This is a genomic window from Streptodolium elevatio (genome assembly GCF_040649515.1).
Lineage (GTDB): Bacteria > Actinomycetota > Actinomycetes > Streptomycetales > Streptomycetaceae > Yinghuangia > Yinghuangia elevatio.
In genome coordinates this window covers 19,638-38,824 of record NZ_JBEZFP010000001.1, presented here as the reverse complement: position 1 = coordinate 38,824, position 19,187 = coordinate 19,638, and the positions used below count along the sequence as shown (strand labels likewise).

The 19,187-nt window shown below is 72.0% G+C and carries 14 protein-coding genes; 9 read left to right on the top strand and 5 right to left on the bottom strand.

All coding sequences use genetic code 11. The features are described from left to right. Positions 1-69 precede the first annotated feature (69 nt). The 9 genes from AB0C36_RS00155 to AB0C36_RS00115 all read left to right on the top strand — a co-directional run bounded on the left by AB0C36_RS00155 (position 70) and on the right by AB0C36_RS00115 (position 10,258). Positions 70-1,560, top strand: a complete 1,491-nt coding sequence (locus AB0C36_RS00155) for an SCO6880 family protein (RefSeq protein WP_358346862.1) — start codon at positions 70-72, stop codon at positions 1,558-1,560. Next, positions 1,557-3,041, top strand: coding sequence for a putative type IV secretion/conjugal transfer ATPase (locus tag AB0C36_RS00150; protein WP_358346860.1), 1,485 nt, complete (start codon positions 1,557-1,559; stop codon positions 3,039-3,041). Before AB0C36_RS00155 ends, AB0C36_RS00150 begins: the two co-directional genes overlap by 4 nt. After that, the gene (locus tag AB0C36_RS00145) at positions 3,038-3,994 is read left to right on the top strand and encodes a hypothetical protein (protein WP_358346858.1); all 957 of its coding nucleotides are present in this window, start codon (positions 3,038-3,040) and stop codon (positions 3,992-3,994) included. Before AB0C36_RS00150 ends, AB0C36_RS00145 begins: the two co-directional genes overlap by 4 nt. Next, positions 3,991-5,781, top strand: coding sequence for a type IV secretory system conjugative DNA transfer family protein (locus AB0C36_RS00140; RefSeq protein WP_358346855.1), 1,791 nt, complete (start codon positions 3,991-3,993; stop codon positions 5,779-5,781). Before AB0C36_RS00145 ends, AB0C36_RS00140 begins: the two co-directional genes overlap by 4 nt. After that, entirely contained in the window at positions 5,778-6,233 is a 456-nt protein-coding gene (locus AB0C36_RS00135; protein WP_358346853.1) for a DUF4913 domain-containing protein, read from the top strand. The genes AB0C36_RS00140 and AB0C36_RS00135 overlap by 4 nt, the downstream gene beginning before the upstream one ends. Then, entirely contained in the window at positions 6,230-6,496 is a 267-nt protein-coding gene (locus tag AB0C36_RS00130) for a hypothetical protein (RefSeq protein ID WP_358346850.1), read from the top strand. Before AB0C36_RS00135 ends, AB0C36_RS00130 begins: the two co-directional genes overlap by 4 nt. Then, positions 6,493-7,944, top strand: a complete 1,452-nt coding sequence (locus tag AB0C36_RS00125; RefSeq protein ID WP_358346848.1) for a peptidoglycan DD-metalloendopeptidase family protein — start codon at positions 6,493-6,495, stop codon at positions 7,942-7,944. The genes AB0C36_RS00130 and AB0C36_RS00125 overlap by 4 nt, the downstream gene beginning before the upstream one ends. A 37-nt stretch (positions 7,945-7,981) precedes the next feature. Further along, a complete protein-coding gene (locus AB0C36_RS00120) occupies positions 7,982-8,686 on the top strand; it encodes a hypothetical protein (RefSeq protein ID WP_358346845.1) in 705 nt (234 codons plus the stop codon). Positions 8,687-8,749: 63 nt separating this feature from the next. After that, a complete protein-coding gene (locus AB0C36_RS00115; protein WP_358346842.1) occupies positions 8,750-10,258 on the top strand; it encodes a hypothetical protein in 1,509 nt (502 codons plus the stop codon). Positions 10,259-10,470: 212 nt separating this feature from the next. Here the strand turns inward: AB0C36_RS00115 and AB0C36_RS00110 are convergent, their stop codons facing one another. From AB0C36_RS00110 to AB0C36_RS00090, 5 genes are all read right to left on the bottom strand, one after another. After that, positions 10,471-11,571 carry a hypothetical protein gene (locus AB0C36_RS00110; RefSeq protein WP_358346840.1) on the bottom strand — a complete coding sequence of 367 codons (1,101 nt, stop codon included), beginning with the start codon at positions 11,569-11,571 and terminating at the stop codon, positions 10,471-10,473. Further along, complete coding sequence (locus tag AB0C36_RS00105; protein ID WP_358346837.1) at positions 11,568-14,012, bottom strand: transglutaminase TgpA family protein; 2,445 nt, start codon at positions 14,010-14,012, stop codon at positions 11,568-11,570. Before AB0C36_RS00105 ends, AB0C36_RS00110 begins: the two co-directional genes overlap by 4 nt. Then, entirely contained in the window at positions 14,009-15,265 is a 1,257-nt protein-coding gene (locus tag AB0C36_RS00100) for a DUF58 domain-containing protein (RefSeq protein ID WP_358346834.1), read from the bottom strand. The genes AB0C36_RS00105 and AB0C36_RS00100 overlap by 4 nt, the downstream gene beginning before the upstream one ends. After that, entirely contained in the window at positions 15,262-16,335 is a 1,074-nt protein-coding gene (locus tag AB0C36_RS00095) for an AAA family ATPase (RefSeq protein ID WP_358346833.1), read from the bottom strand. Before AB0C36_RS00095 ends, AB0C36_RS00100 begins: the two co-directional genes overlap by 4 nt. Before the next feature lie 181 nt (positions 16,336-16,516). Continuing rightward, entirely contained in the window at positions 16,517-19,174 is a 2,658-nt protein-coding gene (locus AB0C36_RS00090; RefSeq protein WP_358346830.1) for a hypothetical protein, read from the bottom strand. Positions 19,175-19,187 lie beyond the last annotated feature (13 nt).

The following is a 19,187-nucleotide window of genomic DNA, read 5'->3' as shown; positions in this document are numbered from 1 at the left end:
CCGCACTCCGTAGTCCCACCACTCGACCCCCACGAATGACGGTCCTCACGGACGGATGAGAAGGCACGTATGTCACAGAGCGCTCCGCGTACTTACGGGAACTGGCGTCAGCCGACTTCGCCGGGACTCGGCCGACTCGGCCTGGCGGGAACTGCGGTGATGTTCGGCGGTCTCTTGGTGATCGCCCTCGTGATGTACCTGTCGTGGATGCTTGCCGTGGGCTTGGCCGTGGTGCTCGGCATCGGCATGGTGCCGATGCTGGTGACCGACCGCCACGGCCGCAACGGACTGCAGTGGATGACCGCACGGACCGCCTGGTCCAGCGGCAAGTCCAAGGGCCAGCACCTGTACCGGTCCGGTCCGCTCGGCCGAATCCCGGTCGGCACCTGCCGGCTTCCCGGGCTGGCCGCGGCGTCCACCCTGCACGAGGCGCACGACGCCTACGGCCGCCCGTTCGCGATCCTCTCCGTGCCCGCCACCAACCACCACACCGTCGTGCTGACGTGCAGCGCCGACGGTGCGTCCCTGGTCGACAGCGACCAGATCGACACCTGGGTGGCCTACTGGGGCCACTGGCTGTCGCAGCTCGCCCACGAGCCGCGGCTGGTGGCGGCGTCCGTCACGGTGGAGGCGGCCCCGGACACCGGTGAGCGCCTGCGCCGCGAGGTCGAGGGCAACATCGCCGGAGACGCGCCGGAGCTCTCCAAGTACGTGCTCCGCGAAGTGGTCGAGACGTACCCCGTTGGCTCGGCCCAGTTGGCGACGCGCGTGGCCCTGACCTACTCGGGTGCGGGCGTCCACGCGGGCGGTCGCAAGACCGCGGCCGACATGGCCCTCGAACTCGGCACCCGGGTACCGGGCTTGGCGAACGGCCTGCAAATGACCGGGGCCGGCCCCGCCCGGCCGATGGGTGCCGAGGAACTGGCCGAGGCGGTCCGCGTCGCGTACGACCCGAGCGTCGCCGGCCTCATCGAACAGGCCCGCGCCACCGGCGGATCCCAGCTCACCTGGAACGAGGCGGGGCCCATCGCCTCCCAGGAGTCGTGGGACCACTACCGGCACGACGGCGCCTTCTCGATCACCTGGTCGATGTCCGAGGCACCGCGCGGCGAGGTGTACGCCAACGTCCTCACGCGCCTGGTCGCCCCGCACGCCGACATCACCCGCAAGCGCATCACGCTGCTCTACCGCCCGCACGACGCCGGTACCGCCGCGCGCCTGGTCGAACGCGACCGCAAGGACGCCCTGTTCCGCGCCCAGCAGGGCAAGATGATCCAGGCCCGCGACTCGGCCGCGGTCAGCGCCGCCGACCAGTCGGCCCGCGAAGAGGCCACCGGCGCCGGCCTCGTGCGCTTCGGGATGCTGGTCACCGCGACCGTCTCCAACTACGAGGACCTCGAAGTCGCCAACGCCGCCATCGACAACCTGTCGGCCACCGCGCGACTCCAACTGCGGCGCGTCTACGGCTCGCAGGCGTCCGCGTTCGCCGCCGCGCTGCCCCTGGGGCTTGTCCTCCCCAATCACCTCAAGGTGCCCCAGCAACTGCGGGAGGCGATGTGAGCAGGCAGCGCAGGCAACCGGTCGAGCGGCGTGAGCGCGTACCCCGCGGCGGCGGCGGCCGACCGGGGCCCCGGGGTTGGCTCGGCCGCGGGGCGGGCGCCGCCTCCTACGTCGAGGCAGTGCCGGAATGGCGCGGCACCACCGTGCAGGTCTGCGGCATGTGGCCGTTCGGCGCGGGGTCCGGTACGCCGGTCACCGGCGTACCGCTCGGCCGGACGCTCACCAGCGGCGCCACCCTGTGCTGCGACCCCATCAGCTGGTTCCAGCGCGCCAAACTCCTGCTCAACCCTAGCGAGTTCGTGCTCGGCAAGCCGGGCCTGGGCAAGTCGACCATCGTGCGCCGCCAGGCCCTCGGGCTCGCCGGCTACGGGGTGCACCCGCTGGTGTTCGGCGACCTCAAGCCCGACTACGTCGACCTCATCCACGCCCTGGACGGCCAGGTCATCACCCTCGGCCGAGGACGCGGCTCGCTCAACGTCCTGGACCCGGGGGAGTCCATCGACGCCGTCAACCGGCTCACCGGCGAGGCGCGCAGGGCGCTGATCGGCGACATGCACGGCCGCCGCCTCAATGCGGTCGGGTCGCTCATCACGATCGTGCGCGGCAGCCCGGTCACCGACCGCGAGGAGACATTGCTGAGCACCGCGCTGCGGCTGCTCGACGACAAGTACGACGGCGTCCCGGTACTCGGCGACCTGTTGGCGATGCTCCGCGAGGCACCGGAGCCGCTGCGCGCGGTCGCGCTCGACCGCGGAGACATCAACCGCTACCGGGACGTCACCGAGAACCTCGAATCCTCGCTCGTCAGCCTGCTGGGCGACGGCCGTCTCGGCGACATGTTCTCCAAGCCGACGACCGAGCCGATGAAGCGTGACCGGCCGGTCTGCTTCGACGTGAGCAGCATCGACGACGCCGAGACGCAGTTGCAGGCCGCGGCGCTGCTGGCGTGTTGGAGCTACGGGTTCGGCGCAGTCGCCGCCGCGCAGGCGCTGGCGGACGCCGGACTGGAGCCGCAGCGCCACTACTTCGTGATCCTTGACGAGTTGTGGCGCGTACTGCGCGCCGGACGGGGCCTCGTGGACCGCGTCGACGCGCTGACACGACTCAACCGCCAGCGCGGTGTCGGCGTCGCCATGATCACCCACACGATGTCCGACCTCCTGGCGCTGCCCACCGAAGAGGACCGGATGAAGGCAAAAGGCTTCGTCGAACGCGCCGGCATGGTCATCTGCGGCGGTCTGCCGAACGCCGAGATGCCCCTGCTCACCCAGGTGGTCGGGATGACCGCGTCCGAACAGCAGATGATCGTCGACTGGTCCACCCCGCCCGCGTGGGACGGCAGCGAGGGCGACGAGTCGCCGCCGCCCGGCCTCGGCAACTTCATGGTCAAGGTGGGTGGCCGTCCCGGAATCCCCGTGCACGTGGACCTCACCGCGGCGGAGCGGGAGGTCAACGACACCAACCGCCGGTGGGCGACATGACCGCGGTCCGCCGGCTCGTCGCGGTGCTCTTCGCGCTCTTCCTGGTCGCGGCGGCGGCACAGACCGTCCAGGCGGCACCGGCGGCCCAGTCCGTCCAGGCGGCGCCGGCATTGCTGCCGCAGGGCAACAACAAGAACCCCAAATGCGTGTACGTCGCCGAGGACATCAACGGGTTCGCCTTCACCTACTACTGCCCTGGCCCCGACGTCGGCGAATTCCTCCACTCGGAGAACGACTACTACGTCAACTGGGACGAGGACTCGGACAACTACAAGAAGCCGGGGCCCCCGGGGTCCAAGCACGGCCTCGGCCAGCCCTGTGACGAGGACGACCGCCGTTGGAAGCCCGACCTCGACTGCCTCGGTCCGCACGACTGGACCGGCATCGGCGAGTGGCTGCGGGGACAGGGCGCGCCCGGTCTCGTGAACGGGAACAGCCACCGGCTCGTCGACATGGACAACCCGTGCCTGACCCTCAAGGACGGTGCGGCAGACCTGTTCCCGAGGTGCCCCGACCCCACGGAGCCGAACGCCAACCCCTGCAGCCACATCAAATTCGACGACGAGAAGGAGACCAAGGAGACCGTCGAGCGGTGCAACAGGGAGCATCCGTGGTTCAGCTACTCGGGCAAGAAGCCGCCGCCCCCCAAGGCGGAGTGCCCGTACGTCGAGGGACCCGTCTCCGAAAAGTGCGCCGACAAACAGATCGTCGGGTCGGGCGCGTACAAGGCCCCCGCGGGTGTCGTGGGCCCCATGAAGACCGTCCTCGGCTACGCCGTCGCCCTGGTCGCGGTGTTCTGCCTTTTCGGCCTGTTGCGGCACCTGTTCGTGGGGATCTCGAGGTACAACCACGGTGACGCCCTCGGCGAGGTCATCGGGTCGATGACCTGGAGCCTGGTGGCCCTGGCCGGCGCCCCCTTCGTCACCTGGGCGATCTGGGCGGCCGTCGCATGAGTGCCACGCGCCGCCGCCGCGGCCCCAACCCGTTCTACGAGTGGCTGCTCGGCCTCGCCTGCGTCGTGATCCTCGTGGTGGTGGCCTTCGCCGCCTGGGGCGCCGCCGCGATCACCTCGGTCGTCGAGGACAAGCCGGCTCCGCCCGAGTCCCCTTGGCACATGGTCGAGGGCCTGATGCGCGGCACGTACAAGTGGCCGGGTACCGGGGCCTACATCGCGCTGGCGCTGATTCTGGTCGTGGTGTTCGGCCTGGTCGCCTACGTCGTCTATCGCATCCTCACCCGCGACGAGGTCCTGGTGGACCGTGCCATCAGGTTCCTCGCCAAGGACCGGGACCTGCGCGGATTCACCACGGAGGGCGTGTCGGGGATCGCCCAGCGGCTCAACGTGCCCGAGGACGCCCCGCCCGGGGTGTACCTCGGTAAGGCGGTGCGCAACGACCGCGACCTGTGGGGGTCGTGGGAGGACATGCACGTCGACATCTGGGGTCCGCGTACCGGCAAGACCGCGACCCGGGCCATCCCGAACATCGTCGCCGCGCCCGGTCCCGTGGTGGTCACCTCCAACAAGCGCGACGTCGTGGACGCGACCCGGATCTCCCGGCAACAGCGCGGCAAGGTCTGGGTATTCGACCCGCAGTCGCAGGCCGGGGAGAAGCCGACCTGGTACTGGGACCCGATGACGTACGTGGGCAACAGCATCGTCCGCGCCATGAAGATCACCGGTCGGTTCTCTTCCATCAACCGCCCCGCGCACGCACGTAGCGACGCGTACTTCGAACCGGCCGCCGAGGACCTCATCGCGCACCTCCTGCTCGCCGCGTCCGAGGACGGCAAGCCGATCACCCAGGTCTACACCTGGCTGACCAGGCCGAACGACGACGCCCCGGCGCGCATCCTGCGGGAAGCCGGACACGACATCTCGGCGGACGCGGTCGAGGCGAACATGGCCAGTCCGGACCGGCAGCGCGCGGGTGTCTACGGCACCGCGACGCAGATCATGTCCTTCCTGACGGCACCGAACATCACCGAGTGGGTGACGCCGGGCGCCAACCCGGACCGGCCCACGTTCGACTACAAGACGTTCGCGGAGACCACGGACACGATCTACCTGCTCTCCGAGGAGACGAACAAGGCCGCGGCCCCTCTCGTGCTGGCGCTCACCGCGGCGCTCGCGGAGGAGGCGGAGAACACCGGGATCCGCTCGCCCGGCGGACGGCTGCCGCTGCCCATGCTCTTCGTCCTCGACGAGGCCGCAAACGTGTGCCCGTGGAAGGCATTGCCCGACAAGTACTCGCACTTCGGATCGCGCGGGATCGTCATGATGACGATCCTCCAGTCCTGGGCGCAGGGCGCCGCGGCGTGGGGCGAGAACGGCATGTCCAAGCTGTGGGGCGCGGCCAACGTACGCGTGTACGGGGGCGGTGTGGCCGACATGAAGTTCCTCGGCGACCTGTCCAAGGCATCCGGCGTATTCGAGCCGGGCACCACCAGCATCACCTACAAGTGGGGCGATCCACGCGGCATTTCGCGCTCGTCCCGGCCCGAGGCGGTGCTCAACGAGGCCGACCTCGCCTCCATGCCGCGCGGTCGCGCGTTCGTGCAGTTCAGCGGAACCCCGCCGGTGCTCGTCAAGACCGTCCCGTGGTGGGAGGGCCCGCACGCGGCGACGATCCGGAAGTCCATCGCCCGCTACGAGCCCGGCCACCCGGCCCCGGCCGCACCCGTGCCGGCTGCCCCGGCGCCGGCCGCCCCGCCCCCGGTCCCCCTTGGGAAGACGACATGAGCGACACAGCGGCCGCGGTGGCCGAGGACGAATACGCCGAGGCCGACATGGTGTTCGCCTCGCTGGACGAGTTCGTCACCAGGTATGTGGCCCAGATCGTGCGCCGCCGCCTCGGCAGGTCGGTCGCGATGTGGTGCCCCGCTTGGTGGAAGCACCCCGAGGCGGTAGCCAGGTTCTCGGTGATGTGGCGGGCCTTCGAACACCTCAAGCAGGACCCCGCGTTGGGCCTGTCCACGTGGTGGCTGCACCACGCCGATCCGCACCTGCGCGCACTCATGGACCCGGACCGGGGGCCCTTCGTCCTGTGCGACCCGCGTGAGGGCCACTCGGACCGTCCGCCGGAGCCGCTGCCGATCGAGGCCTCGCCGCCGGCGATGTGGGACGACCCGGTCTACAGCGTCCGCCGTCGCGGGGAGGCGCGCTCTGACGAGTCGGCAGCGGGGGCGGCATGAGCGACCTCCTGGGTCCCGTGAACGCCCAGGCGGGACTGCTCGGGAAAGACGCCGCGGCGTTGGCCTCCTTCGGGATGAAGCATTTGGACAAGATGGCCGCGGCGGTGACCAAGGCATTCGACTCGCCGTCCGCAGGCATGAAGTCCGCGGCGGCCAAGAGCCAGGCCCCGGCCGCCGCGCCGGTGGTGGTGGTGAACGCTCCGCAGCTCGCCGCTGAGATCGCCAGCGAGCTCGGAGCCGGCCGCGAAGCTTCGCGGGGGTGACCGTGGTCCGCATCCTGCGCGCAATGGCGCTGCTCATGGTCCTGGTGATGACGACCGGCTGTTCGATCCTCTTCAAGGGCGACGACGGCGAAACCGTGAACATGGAGCCGGTGGGACTCAACACGTCGTTGATCCCGGAGCAGTATCTCGACATCGTGATGCGCGCCGGCAAACTGTGCCCGGAGATCTCGCCGGAGATGATCGCCGCCCAGATCTACCAGGAGGTCGCCGGCGGAAATCTGGATGCCAAAGAGTGGCCGACGAACTTGACGAGCCCGGCAGGGGCGAAGGGCATCGCGCAGTTCATCGACAGCACGTGGGCCGCGTACGGCACCGACGGGAGTGGTGACAACAAGGCGGACATCTGGAACCCGTTCGACGGAATCTTGTCGATGGCGGTCTACGACTGCGAGATCGTCCAGTACGTCAAAGACTACGGCAGTGCGGACATCCAGTCGCTGATTCTCGCCGCGTACAACTCGGGTCCCGGAGCGGTGGAGTACTACCGGGGCATACCCCCGTACCCGGAGACCCAGAAGTACGTCAAGACGATCAAGAAGAACATGGAACTGTTGCGCGTTGCCGTCCAAGGAGGCCCCGCGGGCGACTTCGGTGCGCGGGTCGTGGCGGAGGCGAGGAAGCACCTTGGCGTGCCGTACCGCTGGGGTGGGGAGAGCCCGAAGACCAAAAACTCACCGGGTGGGTTCGACTGTTCGGGACTGGTGAAGTACGTATTCGGCAAGCTGGGGGTGAAGCTGCCGCGCGTGGCGAACGCGCAGATCATGAGCGAAACCCCGCGCCGGATCGACGCCAAGGACGCCATGCCCGGCGACCTGGTCGGCATCTCACCCGACGGCAGCATGAAGGGCATCGACCACATCGGCATCGTGCTCAACAGCGAGCAGATCATCGAGGCCCCGAAGCCCGGCCTGAACGTGCGGATCGCGCCCATCAGCTGGTACGCGGGCAAGACCAAGTTCTACGTGCGGTACACCGGTCCCGGTGGCGGCGACGGTGCAAGCGGCGCGAAGGTGGCGCCGCTGACGGGGGCCAAGCTCACGAACGGGTATCACGCACCCGGGGGCTACGCCAACCCCAATGGGTGGCACACGGGGATCGACCTGGTCATGAAGAACGGCTCCACGGTCGGCGCCCAGATCAGGGCCGTGGCCGACGGTGAGGTCTACAGCGCGACCACCAACGGCTCCTACGGGAACCAGGTGATCCTGAAGCACGGGGCGAAACTGTACTCGCAGTACGCGCACATGCTGAGATTCATTGTCAAGAAGGGCCAAAAGGTCAAGGCCGGGCAGATCATCGGGTATGTCGGAGACAGCGGCAACAGCCACGGCGCACACCTGCACTTTGAGATACGCACCGGACCGAACTACGGCGACGACATCAGTCCCTCGGAATGGCTGAAGCAGAACGGGCTGAGCTATGGGTGACCGGTCCCTCCCACGTCGAACCCGTTCCGTGGCAGTGGTGTTGGCATGCACGGCCGCGCTGGCAGTCGCGTGCAGCGGACAACTGCCAGGGACGGAACGCGCGGCCTCGACCACGACGTCCTCGGGCGCACCCGAACCGGTGGGGCCCTACGGCACCGGGGCGGCTCCGCCGGCTCCCGGCCTTCCGGCCCCCGGCGTCACGGCCACCCATCCGAGTGTCTGGCCGTCCACGGAGGCCACCCCGACCTACACCGAGATGCACGACGACCACGACCACGGCGGTGAGACCCCGGCACCGCTGCCCACCCCATCCGTGCCGGTCGCCGCACAGGTCGACGGCAACGACCCGCTGGCGGTGTCCAAGGCCGCCGTGATCACCATGCTCAGCTCGGACACCACGACCGACTCCTCGGCGGCCGACGCGGTCCTGCGCGCCGGCGTGTACTTCACCCCGGAGTTCCTCGCGGACATGCGCGGCGTCATGCCCGGCGTACGTGAGGACCCGCAGTGGCCGCGGTGGAAGGAGCACCAGGTCCGGATGGTCGTGGAGGCGGAGTTGGCGGACGACATGGGCAAGCCGCCGAACACCGAGGTGGAGGCCTACCACGCTTGGTCGGTGACCACTCGGCCCGTCGGTGCCGACGGCTACAAGGGCGTGCCCGAGGAGGACGTGCTGTTCGTCACGATGAAGCGGGCGATGCCGGGCAAGCCGTGGCTCGTCTCCGACATCGAGTACAGCTGATCTGCCGGGACTCGCGCCGACATGCCGACTCGAACCAGGCACCAGAGGAAGGAAAGCGCCGACATGTCCGCAGGACCCGCGGTACGCGAGCGGTGGGGACGCCGGCGGTCGACGCGTCGCGCCGTCAGGCTGGGGTCGGCCGGCGCCGCTCTCCTCCTGCTCACCGGGTGCATGGCCTCGGCCGGTCCCGACGTCGACGACACCGGGGAGCCCTCCGCCTCGCCGGCACCGGGCGTCGTCGGGCCCCACAACCCCACCGGCACCCCGGCGCCCGCACAGGAGACCGAACTCGTCGCACCCGCGGGGTTCGACGCGTCGCGCGGATGGTCGGCCAACCAGACCGACCGCGTGTTCGCGGTGTCGCCGGCCGCGGGCGTGACCGTCGACCTGTACGCCGCCGACCTGGAGGACGGCAACCTCCCCGTGGTGATCGCCCGGCGGATCACCGACGGCACGGTGGCCTGGACGTCCACGCCGCTCAAGGTCCTCGACACCGACGACCTGCCGACGGTGCGCATCGTCGACGGCGGCCAGGGACTGTACGCGGTGGTCGTGCGGGTGGGCACGCTGCCCGCCGACGGGGTCTCCAGGGCCCGGCAACTCGTCGTCGCCGACTCGTTCAGGCTGGTCGGCGACGGGCCCGACAAGGCTCCGGCGCAGCACCTGGAGCACGTCGTGGAGGACGCGGCCGACGTGGGCATCGCGGTGGGCGACGGCGGCGTGCTCATCACGCCGCCGAGGCCGCGGACCGAGGAGCCGCCGCCCACCACGACGTGGGACCCGATGACCGGCGCCACGGCCGACGTGCCGTACAGCGCGGAGCACCCGGCCGCCGGCTGCCCCGCCGACAGCTGGACCTGCATGGTGCGCGACACGCCCCGGGCCGCCACGGCGGTCGGACCGCTGTTCGTCGAACAGGCCTCGAGCTCCGGGGGATTCGCGTTCGGCGTCATGGGACGGTGGCGCAGCCCGCAGGTCGCACCCCCGAACCGCGGGCAGGGCACGGTGGTCGGCTTGTCCCGGACCGTGGTCGTCGCGATGTGGCGCACCGACGAGAACTCCCCGCCGCTGTACGCCGCCCACGACCTCGCCACCGGCGCGGTGCTCGCCTCCGCCGAATGCGCGGCGGGCACCGAGGCGACGAGCATGCTGACCGACGAATTGGACCTGAGCGCCGAGACCCATGTGTCGCCCCAAGGCCGCTACCTCGTGAGCGGTCCGTTCGCCGTCGACCTGTCCGGTCGCAAAGCGGTCTGCGTCGCGGGGAACGCCGATGCCCGCGGCGTCTACCTCACGGCCGTGGACGACAAGGGCACCGCGTACGGGCGCCTGCTCGACGACGACAACGAGACCAAGGATTTCGCCGTCGTCCACACGGCGACCGGCAAGGTGGACGCGCTTCCCGAGAAGGTGCTCGCGCCGAGCGCGGTGACCGGCAACGGCACGGGCATCTTCGCCGTCGAGGACCTCGTCGACAGCTCGGAGGGCCCGTTCCTGGTGGTGTGCCCGGCGGGGACGGCACCGGCTTCGGCGTCACCGGCGGCCGGGGCGAGTCCGAGCCCGAACCCCTGATTCCCCGAGCCGAGTCCGGCCCCTGGCCTCTGATCCCGGCCTGTGATCCTGGCCTGTGATGCGGGCCTTCTGATCCCGGCCTCTGATCCCGGCTCCGAAGTCCGACATACCCGGATGCGCGAGCCGTCGGTCCAGGCCACGAGCCCACGACGAAGGCGCCGCCCGCCCCTTGCGGGTGGGCGGCGCCTTCGTTTCGTGTGGCGACGAGCCGGTCACTCCTCGTCGGGGGCCACCGGTGCCGGTTCGTCCTGCGCGTCGGCACCGGCGTCCGGCGCCGCCGGCGGCGGCGTGCCGGTGCTGCCCGGCGACGAGGTCCCGGCGCCCGCGCCGGGCGACCCCGAAGCGGTCGGCAGGCACACCGCGTTGCCCTTGGCGAGCATCAGGCTCGGTGCCGCGCGTACCAGCGTGGTGACCACGGCGCAGGTCCCCGGCAGCGCGGCGCGGTCGGTGAACACCGCCACCAATTCGTCGGGGTCGACGAGCTTGCGGTCCAACAACTCGCCCGTCGGTGTCTGGGCGACGACGGCGTAACCCACCACGTCCTCGGGCAGGTCGGGCACCTTCCAGGTCACCTGAAGGCGGCCCTCGGCGGTCTTGACGGCCACCGACCGGGCCTGGTGGGCGGCGAGTTCCTCGGGAGAGATGGGGGTGGCCGGCTGCGGTGCCGCGCTGGGCGGCGGTGGCGGTGGCTCCTCCTCCTCGCTACCGAGCATGACGTACGTTCCCGCGACGCCGACGAAGACCACGGCCGCGCTCAACAGCGCGATCGGGTGCCGCCACCACGGCGGCGACGGCTTGGTCGGCTCCTCCCAACCGAACTCGGGGTCGGGCTCGAAGCTCCAGCCGAAGTCGGGATCCCCGTCGGCCCCGTCGACGCCGTCCAAACCGCCGATGCCGCCGGTTCCGTGGCGCTCCTCGAAGGGGCCCGGCAGCGGATCGGCCGGGACCGGCACGGCCGCCGGCCGCACGGCCGAAGGCACCGGAGGGCCGAGGTCCGCATCCGTCGGCGCCACCGGCGGCAGCACCGAAGGAGCCGCCACGAGGGCCGCCGCCGGCGCCGCGGACGCCGCGCGCGCCATGGGCGGGGCGGACGGTACGGGCGGAGGCGCCGCGGGCTTCTCGAACGACATCGCAGGCGCGGAAACGCCCGCGTCGTCGTCCCACCACACCGGCAGGCTGAGCGCAGGCCGCACGAAGTCCGCGGGCGGCTCGATGCCCTGCTCGCCGACCCCCAGCGCCACCCCGGCACCGATGCCGGCCGGCGGCCGCCAGGTCGCACCGGGCCCTGATTCTCGCCCCGTGTCCACAGTCATCCCCTTGTCTCCCGCCGCAAGGACGCCACGAGTTGCCGCGGCGCGAGCCGGTTCCGCATCCGCGTGCGCAGACGCGGGCGTTCGGCCGAGCGGCTGACCGCCTGTTCGACCTCGGTGCAGGTACGCCAGGCCTCGTCGGCCTCCTCGGCCAGGGGTGCGCGGCCCGCGTAGGCAGTGTCGTTGACCAGCTTGGCCAACGGCCACAGGCGTTCGCCGACTTCGGCGGGCAACTTGGCCTCGCCGTACTCCGCGACCTCGCGTACCGTCAGCGCCCCGCCGGCCGGCATGCCGATCTCGGCAAGCCGGTCCCCGATCTGCCGCCAGGCACCGAACAACCGCATGTCCGGCGGCCCGTGCCGACGGCGGCGCCGGACGATCCCGGGGGCCACCGCCGCGAGGCCGAGTTGGCCGCCCGCTGCGGCGAGCAGCACCGCCAGCGGTACGGCCCACCACCACAAAGGTGTTCCCGAGCCGCCCGTGGACGGCACCGGCCCCGACGCGCCCGGGCGCACCTGGTCGGCGATGTCCGCGTCCTTCTCGGTCCGCGACGGCTCGGCCGGTGCGGGCGGGTTCACCGCGGGGGGAGGCACCTGGCCGCCCGGCGTCGCGTCCGCCGGATCGTTCTTCGGTGCTCCGGTCCGGCCGGCCTCACCCGGTGTCGGGAAGAACGGCACCCAGCCGACCTCCGCGAACTCGACCTCGGGCCAGGCCACGACGTCCCCGCTGTCCACCCGCCACGAGCCGTCCGGCTCGGCGGTGCCCCGCGAGAAGCCCACGACCACACGGGTCGGCAGCCCGATCGAGCGGGCCAGCACCGCGAAGGCCGCCGCGAACTGCTCGGACGTGCCCTCCTTGCTCGACTCCAGGAAGAACCGGAGGTTGCGGTACGAATGGCCGGGCACCGCCGTGACGTCGTAACGGTGCTTCTCGCGCAGCCAGTTCGCCAGGCGCAGCGCCTGCTGGTACGGGAAGGTGGCGCCTGCCGTCGCCTCGATCGCGAGCCTGCGGAACTCCTGGATCGACTCGATGGGCTCGGCGGCGGCGTCCACCTCCGGCAGCGCGGTGTTCGCCGTGTCGTAGACGGTGGGCAGTTCCTGGATGCGGTCCGGGTCGTACTCCGGGACGCTCGACTCCACCTTGTAGTGCATTCCGGGAGTCAGTTGCGCGTCGGTCGCCAGGGCCCCGCTGTCCGGGTCCACCGCGAGGTCCACGTCGCCCGGCACGTCGACCCGGGTGGGCCGGTCCGCGGCGGGCAGCCACACGCCGTCCAGCTTGTCGAGCGTGATCTGTTGCACGGAATGCGCGGCCTTGGCGTCCTCGTCGGACGCCTCGGGCACCCGGCCGCCGGTCGGACGCAGGCCGTTGACCGGGTACCACGTGACACCGTCGTAGCGGTCCAGGACCGTGAGCCGCCAGTAGCGGTCCGGCTCGGCGGGCCCGAGGACCCGGAACAGCGGCTGATCCGGCGTCAGGAGCCAGGCCGAGATGCGGTCGAGCGGGTTGACCGAGGCCAGGCGTACCGGCGGCGGCGGGCTCACTTTGTCCCGCAGGTCCGGCGGGGCACCCACACCGGGCATCTGCGGCGCCACGACCCCGGCGAGCACCGCGAGCACCGCGACCCAGGGCACGCCCACCGCGAGCATCCGGCCCGGCGACCGCCGGCCCGGCGCACGGCACACCAGCAGCAGGCCGGCCGCACCGACGGCGCCGGCGAGGACCGCCGTGTTGGAGCCGGGCGCACCTGTCGACAGCACGACGGGCACGGCGAGCATCAGCAGGCCGGGAACCGCGGGCAGTGCGGACGAGGTGCCCCGCAGCGCGAGTTCGGCGCCGACGAAGGCGGCGATCCAGACCCCGGCGGACACCAGCACGAGCAGCGCGGCGTCGCCGGGGGCCGGCAGCACGGTGGTCAGGATGCCGCGCGGCGCGTCCAGAACGTCCGAGCCGGCCCGGCGCAGCAGGTCCGGTGTCGGCAGGGCGTGCGCGAGGGCGTCGTCGCGGTAGAGCGTGGCGGACACCGCCACGCTCCACGCGAGCGCCGAGACCGCGAGGGAGCCGACCAGCGGACGCGGCTTGTGCTTGTCCGTCGGGCGCGACCACAGCAGCACCAGCAGGACCGGGACGGTCGCGGCCAGACCGACGACGGGCAGCACTTCGCGCATGCCGAACACGCGGTGGTACGCCAGGCCGGACACCGCCGCGAGTGCGGCGACGGGCACCAGCGACCAGAGCCGGCGCGCCCGGGCGGCCCGTGCGGACGACGAGGACACCGTGGGCTTGCGGGACTTAGAGCGCTTCTTGGCACCGCCGGGCGAACCGGTGCGCTTCCCGGCCCGGTTGCCCGCGGCAGTCTGCGCGTCGGCGGAGGAGGGGGCCGGCGCGGTCCCGCGGCCGCCACCGCCGGCGGGCGCGGTGGTGGGAGGTGGTGCCGTGGTGCTCATCGCATCGCCTCCCTGCGCCAGGCCGGGACCAGGTCGTCCAGCAGGTCGACGGTGAGCTGGGGCACGCCGAGCGCCGTCGTCGCGGCGGCGGAGACCCCGACGCGTACCACCAGCATGCGGTCGAATCGCCCGCGCATGCGCCCCAACCTCTCCCCGGGAAGCGGGAGTTCGCCGCCGGTCACGACGACGAGAGTGTCGCCCTCGCGAAGGCGTTCCAGGACGTCGAGGGCGTCCGAAAGTGTGTGTCGGCTCTCCGCGCTCACCAGCGAGAGCCGGTCGAGCACGTGGTCCGCGCCGGGGTCGTGGCCGTCGCCCAGCGGCAGCAGGCCGCCGCCGGTGAGCAGCCGCACCGGGAAGTGGCTCCGCGCCGCGGCCTCCGCGACGGACGCGGCGACGTCGACCGCGGTCTCGAACGCGCCGTCCCGGTAGGCGTCTTGGCCGGTGTCCAGTACCACGGTCGTGGTCGGCAGGCTGACGTCGATCATGCGCCGCACCATCAGGCGGCCGGTACGTGCCGACGAACGCCAGTGCACGCGCCGCATGTCGTCGCCGAGCACGTACTCGCGCAGCGAGTGGAAGGTCAGCGTGCCGTCCTCGGCGGTGTCCGAGGTGGGGCCTTCGAGGTGGTGCGTCCGCCCCGCGGGCAGCACCGGAAGAGGCACGGTACGCGGCCGCACGAGCAGCGTCTCGGCGGAGCCGCATTCGCGGACCCGGCGGGCCAGGCCGAGCGGGTCGCCGCGGACCAGCAGCATCGGTCCCACCTCGACGCTGCCGCGCTGGTCGGTGGGCAGCCGGTAGCGGGCCCGGACCTCGGCGCCGGGCGGCACCGGAGGCAGGTCGACGGGGAAGACGGGGACGCCGGCGACGCGGTCCTCGGCCCGCATCCCGCGCAGCGTGCGCGTACCGGTGTTGTGCAACACCACGACGCCCTGGGCGGTTTCGTCACGGGCCACGCGGATCGGCACGATCTCCCGGCGCGCCCGCACCGACGGCGTGGGATGCGTCCACACGAGGGCGAAGGCGACCGCGGCCAGGGCGGCGACGCCCAGGGCCAGGGCCTCGGCGTAGCCAAGGCCCCAGCCCACGGCGCACGCCGCGACCCCGGTGCCGAGTACCGCGCGGCCGGAGGGGGTCAGACGGGAGCTGCTCAGGCCGACGGCGGCGGGTCGTACCGACCTCAGGCGGGCACCGGCTTCCGCGTTCTCGTCGTCCGCCGGAGTCCGCGGCCGCGCGGACTCCCGCACCGAGGTCATGCGCGTGCCTTCGCCATGCCCCCGAGTGCGGGTGCGGGGACGGCGGAGAGCACGTCGGCGAGCACCGACTCGGCCGTCCAACCCGCCAACTCGGCGTCCGGGGACAGAAGCAGACGGTGGGTCAGGACCGGGGCGGCGAGCGCCTTGATGTCCTCGGGGAGCAGGTGCGCGCGCTCCTGCGACGCGGCGCGCACGCGGGCCGCGCGGATCAGCGACACGCTGCCGCGCGGGCCGGCACCCAGCCGCGTGTGCGGGGACGTGCGGGTGGCCTGCGCGATGCGTACCGCGTAGTCGACGACGGGCTCCGACGCCATCACCCGCTGCCGGGCGACCTCGATGAACTCGCCGATGTGGTGCGCCGCGGCGATGGCCGGCAGCGACTCGACGGCGGGTGCGCCGGCCGTTCCCGAAGCCACCGCCACTTCGGAGCGGTGGTCCGGGTAGCCGACGGTGACGCGCATCAGGAAGCGGTCCAACTGCGCCTCGGGAAGCGGGTACGTGCCCGACATGTCCACCGGGTTCTGGGTCGCGACCACCATGAACGGCCGCGGGACCGGGTGCGCGACACCGTCGACGGTGACGCGGCCCTCCTCCATGACCTCCAGCAGCGCCGACTGCGTCTTGGGCGACGCCCGGTTGATCTCGTCGCCGATGACGATGTTGGCGAACACCGGCCCCGGCAGGAACTCGAAGGTGTTGGTGGTCTGCCGGAACATCGACACACCGGTGATGTCGGACGGCAGCAGGTCCGGAGTGAACTGCACGCGCTGCCACTGCGCGTCGAGCGACGCCGCGAGCGCCCGGGCAAGGGTCGTCTTGCCGGTGCCGGGCACGTCCTCGACGAGCAGGTGGCCCTCGGCGAAGAGGCAGGTGAGCGCGAGTTCGACGACATCGCGCTTGCCCATGACGACGCGCTCGACGTTGTCGGCGAGCGCGTGGAAGCACTCGCGGAACAGGCGCAGGGCGTCCGGCGCGTGGAAGTGCACGGCAGGCGACGGGCCGGGGGACGACGAGGGCGGGCCGAGGGGCGCCGTCGGGGACCCGGCCGCCGGGTGGGGGATGGTGCTCACGGCACTCCTGAGGTGGGAGTCGAGATTGCGAACGGTCTTCGGGGGGCCGGTCCGTGGACCTGGTCGAGGGCCCGCCCGGGGTCGGTCGTCGGATGAGTGGTGGCCGGGATCCGGGTCCCGCAGGGGCGGTGTCAGGCAGGAAGCACCGCCCGCGCGGGACCCGGTCCGCGCGCCCGGGCGATCACATGGCCGTGTCGTGGTCCGGACGGCGGCTGGGCGCGATGGCAGCGGCGAGAGCCACCGCGCCGTCACCGTCCCCCGGGCCGGAGGGAGACGGAGTCGGGGGGTAGGGCGCGGATCCGGGGAGCTCCGGAGGCGCGTCGAGCGTGACGTTGCTGACCTTGCCGTAGTTGAGGGTGATGGTCAGCGTGGCCGGAGCCGACGCCGTGGAACCACCCTTGCTCTTGGCGGTGACCTTGAACGTGTACGAGCCGCTGACGCCGCCGACGGACAACGTGACAGATCGGTCCGTCGTCGTCCAACTGCCCTTTGTGGGCGCCGCTGCGGCGGCCACGTCCGTGCCGTCGGCCACCGTCGGGTGGTTGACGGCGGGCGGGTCGGCGACGAGGCCGCCGTACAGCGCGGGCGTGAGCTGGTCCGAACCGCCGCCCTGGACGGCGGCCTTCGGGGTGGTCTTCGCGCTGGGCTTCACCGACCACGAACCGGTGTACGTGATGGTCTCGCCCGCCGTGTTGGTCGGCGCGCCCCACGTGACCTTGGCCTTGTCACCGGACTTCGTCGCGGTGAGGTTGGTCGGCTTGCCGGGCGGCAGGCACGGGCGCACGGCCGTGGACCAGCCGGAGTTCATGATGCCGCCCGGGTACTCGGCGGTGATGTAGAAGCGGTACTCCTTCTCGCACGACCCGCCGGTCACGGTGAACATGAACGGGCCCTTGGGACCGACGGACGCGGGGGTCACACCCATTCCGGCACTGGTCCCACCGACGGTGTAGCGCAACGGTGTCGCGCCGGACGCGGGCTGGAACATCAGCGTGATCTTGCCGGCGCCCGACGTGGCCACCGGCGTGCCGGGCTTCTTCATGGCCGGCGGCTTCGTCGTGCCCGTCGGAGGCTTCGTCGTGGTCGTGGGCGGCTTCGTGGCGGTCGTCGGCGGCTTCGGGTTCGACGAGGTGGTCGGCGGCTTGCTGCTGGGCGTCTCGGTCGGCTTGTCGCTCGTGGCCGGGGTCGTCGGCACCTGCGTGGTCGGCGGAGCGGGCGGGTCCGGCGGCTTCGGCGAATCCGTCGGCGGGTCCGGCGGCTTGGGGGGATCCGTCGGGGGGTCCGGCGGCTTGGGGGGATCCACGGGAGGTGTCGTGGACGGCTCGGGATCCGGGTCCGGCGGCCTGTGCGTATTGGAGGGCTTGGGTGCCTCGGAGGTCTTCGGCGGATCCGGCCGCGTGGACTTGCTCGGGGGCGGGTCGTCGCCCCCGTCGTCGTCACCGGGACCCGGCGGCACGACGGGCGGCTCGACCGGGGGCACGTCGGGCGGCACCACCGGCGGTAGGCCCGAACCGTCGCCGGAGGGGTCTTCCGCCCCGCCCGTGGACTCGTCGTCCGGGCTCCCGGAGGGCGGCGCGGACGACGATGCCGCCGATTCCTCCGGAGAGGACGTGGCGCCGCCTTCGGGCACGCTCTTGGCCGGGGTGGGCGGGGTCGAGCCGGTGGCCGAACCCTGTCCCGGCCCGGGGGTGTTCTCGTACTTGCCGATCAGCTGGAGCTGGCCCTGCACGTTGACGACGGCGGCGGTCGCGCTGTCCTGGTCGTTGACCCAGAGCAGGCCGTCCCGCACGTACGCCTCGAGCTTGCCGGGGACGCCGGTGACCTTGAGCTGGTCCTCGAACTTCGCCTGCACGATGTTGTAGACGAACAGCGAGCCGGCCGAACGGTCCGGGATGTAGACCTTCGCCCCCAGAACCTGCGGCGGCGCGAAGTCGTGCGCCGGCACGGTCAGCGGCACCGCGGTGACCGAACCGCTGTCGATGTCGACCAGCGTGAGCGTTCCGGTGTCGGCGGCCAGGACGGGTACCACGGGCCCCTCGCTGAGGCCGGGCGCGAGCAGCTTCTCGGGATTTCCCTTCGCCATGTCCTCGGGCAGCTTGACGGTGCGCTCGACGCCGTTGCCGGAGACGATCAGCATCTGGCCGCCCTTGACGTCGGTGACGACGGGCCGGCCGGAGGCCATGGTCAGCAGCAGCGCGCCGTTCGGCTCGGCGACCTTGATCGGCGAACCGAGCTTGTCGCCGGTGACCGGCACCAGCTGTCCGGTGGAGGGGACCGGGACCCACAGGGTGCCGGCCGGGTCGGCCTGCGCCTCGCCGAGCGGCTTGCCGCCGACGTCCAGCGGCGCGCCGAGCGGGGCGAGGGACACCGGGTCGATGGGCCGGACCTGGCCGTTGGCGGCGTCCACCAGCCACGCCTTGCCGCCGCCCGAGGCGAGCTTGAGGCCGGGCGTCTCGTGGTCGAACGTCTGCGGCACGGTCAGCTGGGAGGGGTCGATGCGGCTCACCGTGCCGGTGCTCTCGTCGAGCACCAGGACCGTGTTGCCGTCCTCGCTCACCTGGAGCCGGGTGTCGTCGTTGCGCGGCAGCTTCACACGGCCGTCGACCTGGCCGGTGAGGCCGTTGACGTGGGCGACGTTGCCCTTCTTGTCGCTGGCGAGCCAGGCGCCGATGTCGGACAGGTCAGGATTCGCTCCCGCGGCACCCATGCCCGCGACGACCATCCCCGCGATCAGCGAACCCGCGGCGCCGAGCGCCACGGCGGTCGTGGTCCGCCCGCGCCCGGGCTTCAACGCGTCCCGGACCCGTCCGGCGAACACCACAGGGCGTATGCGGAGCATCAGCTGACCGCCT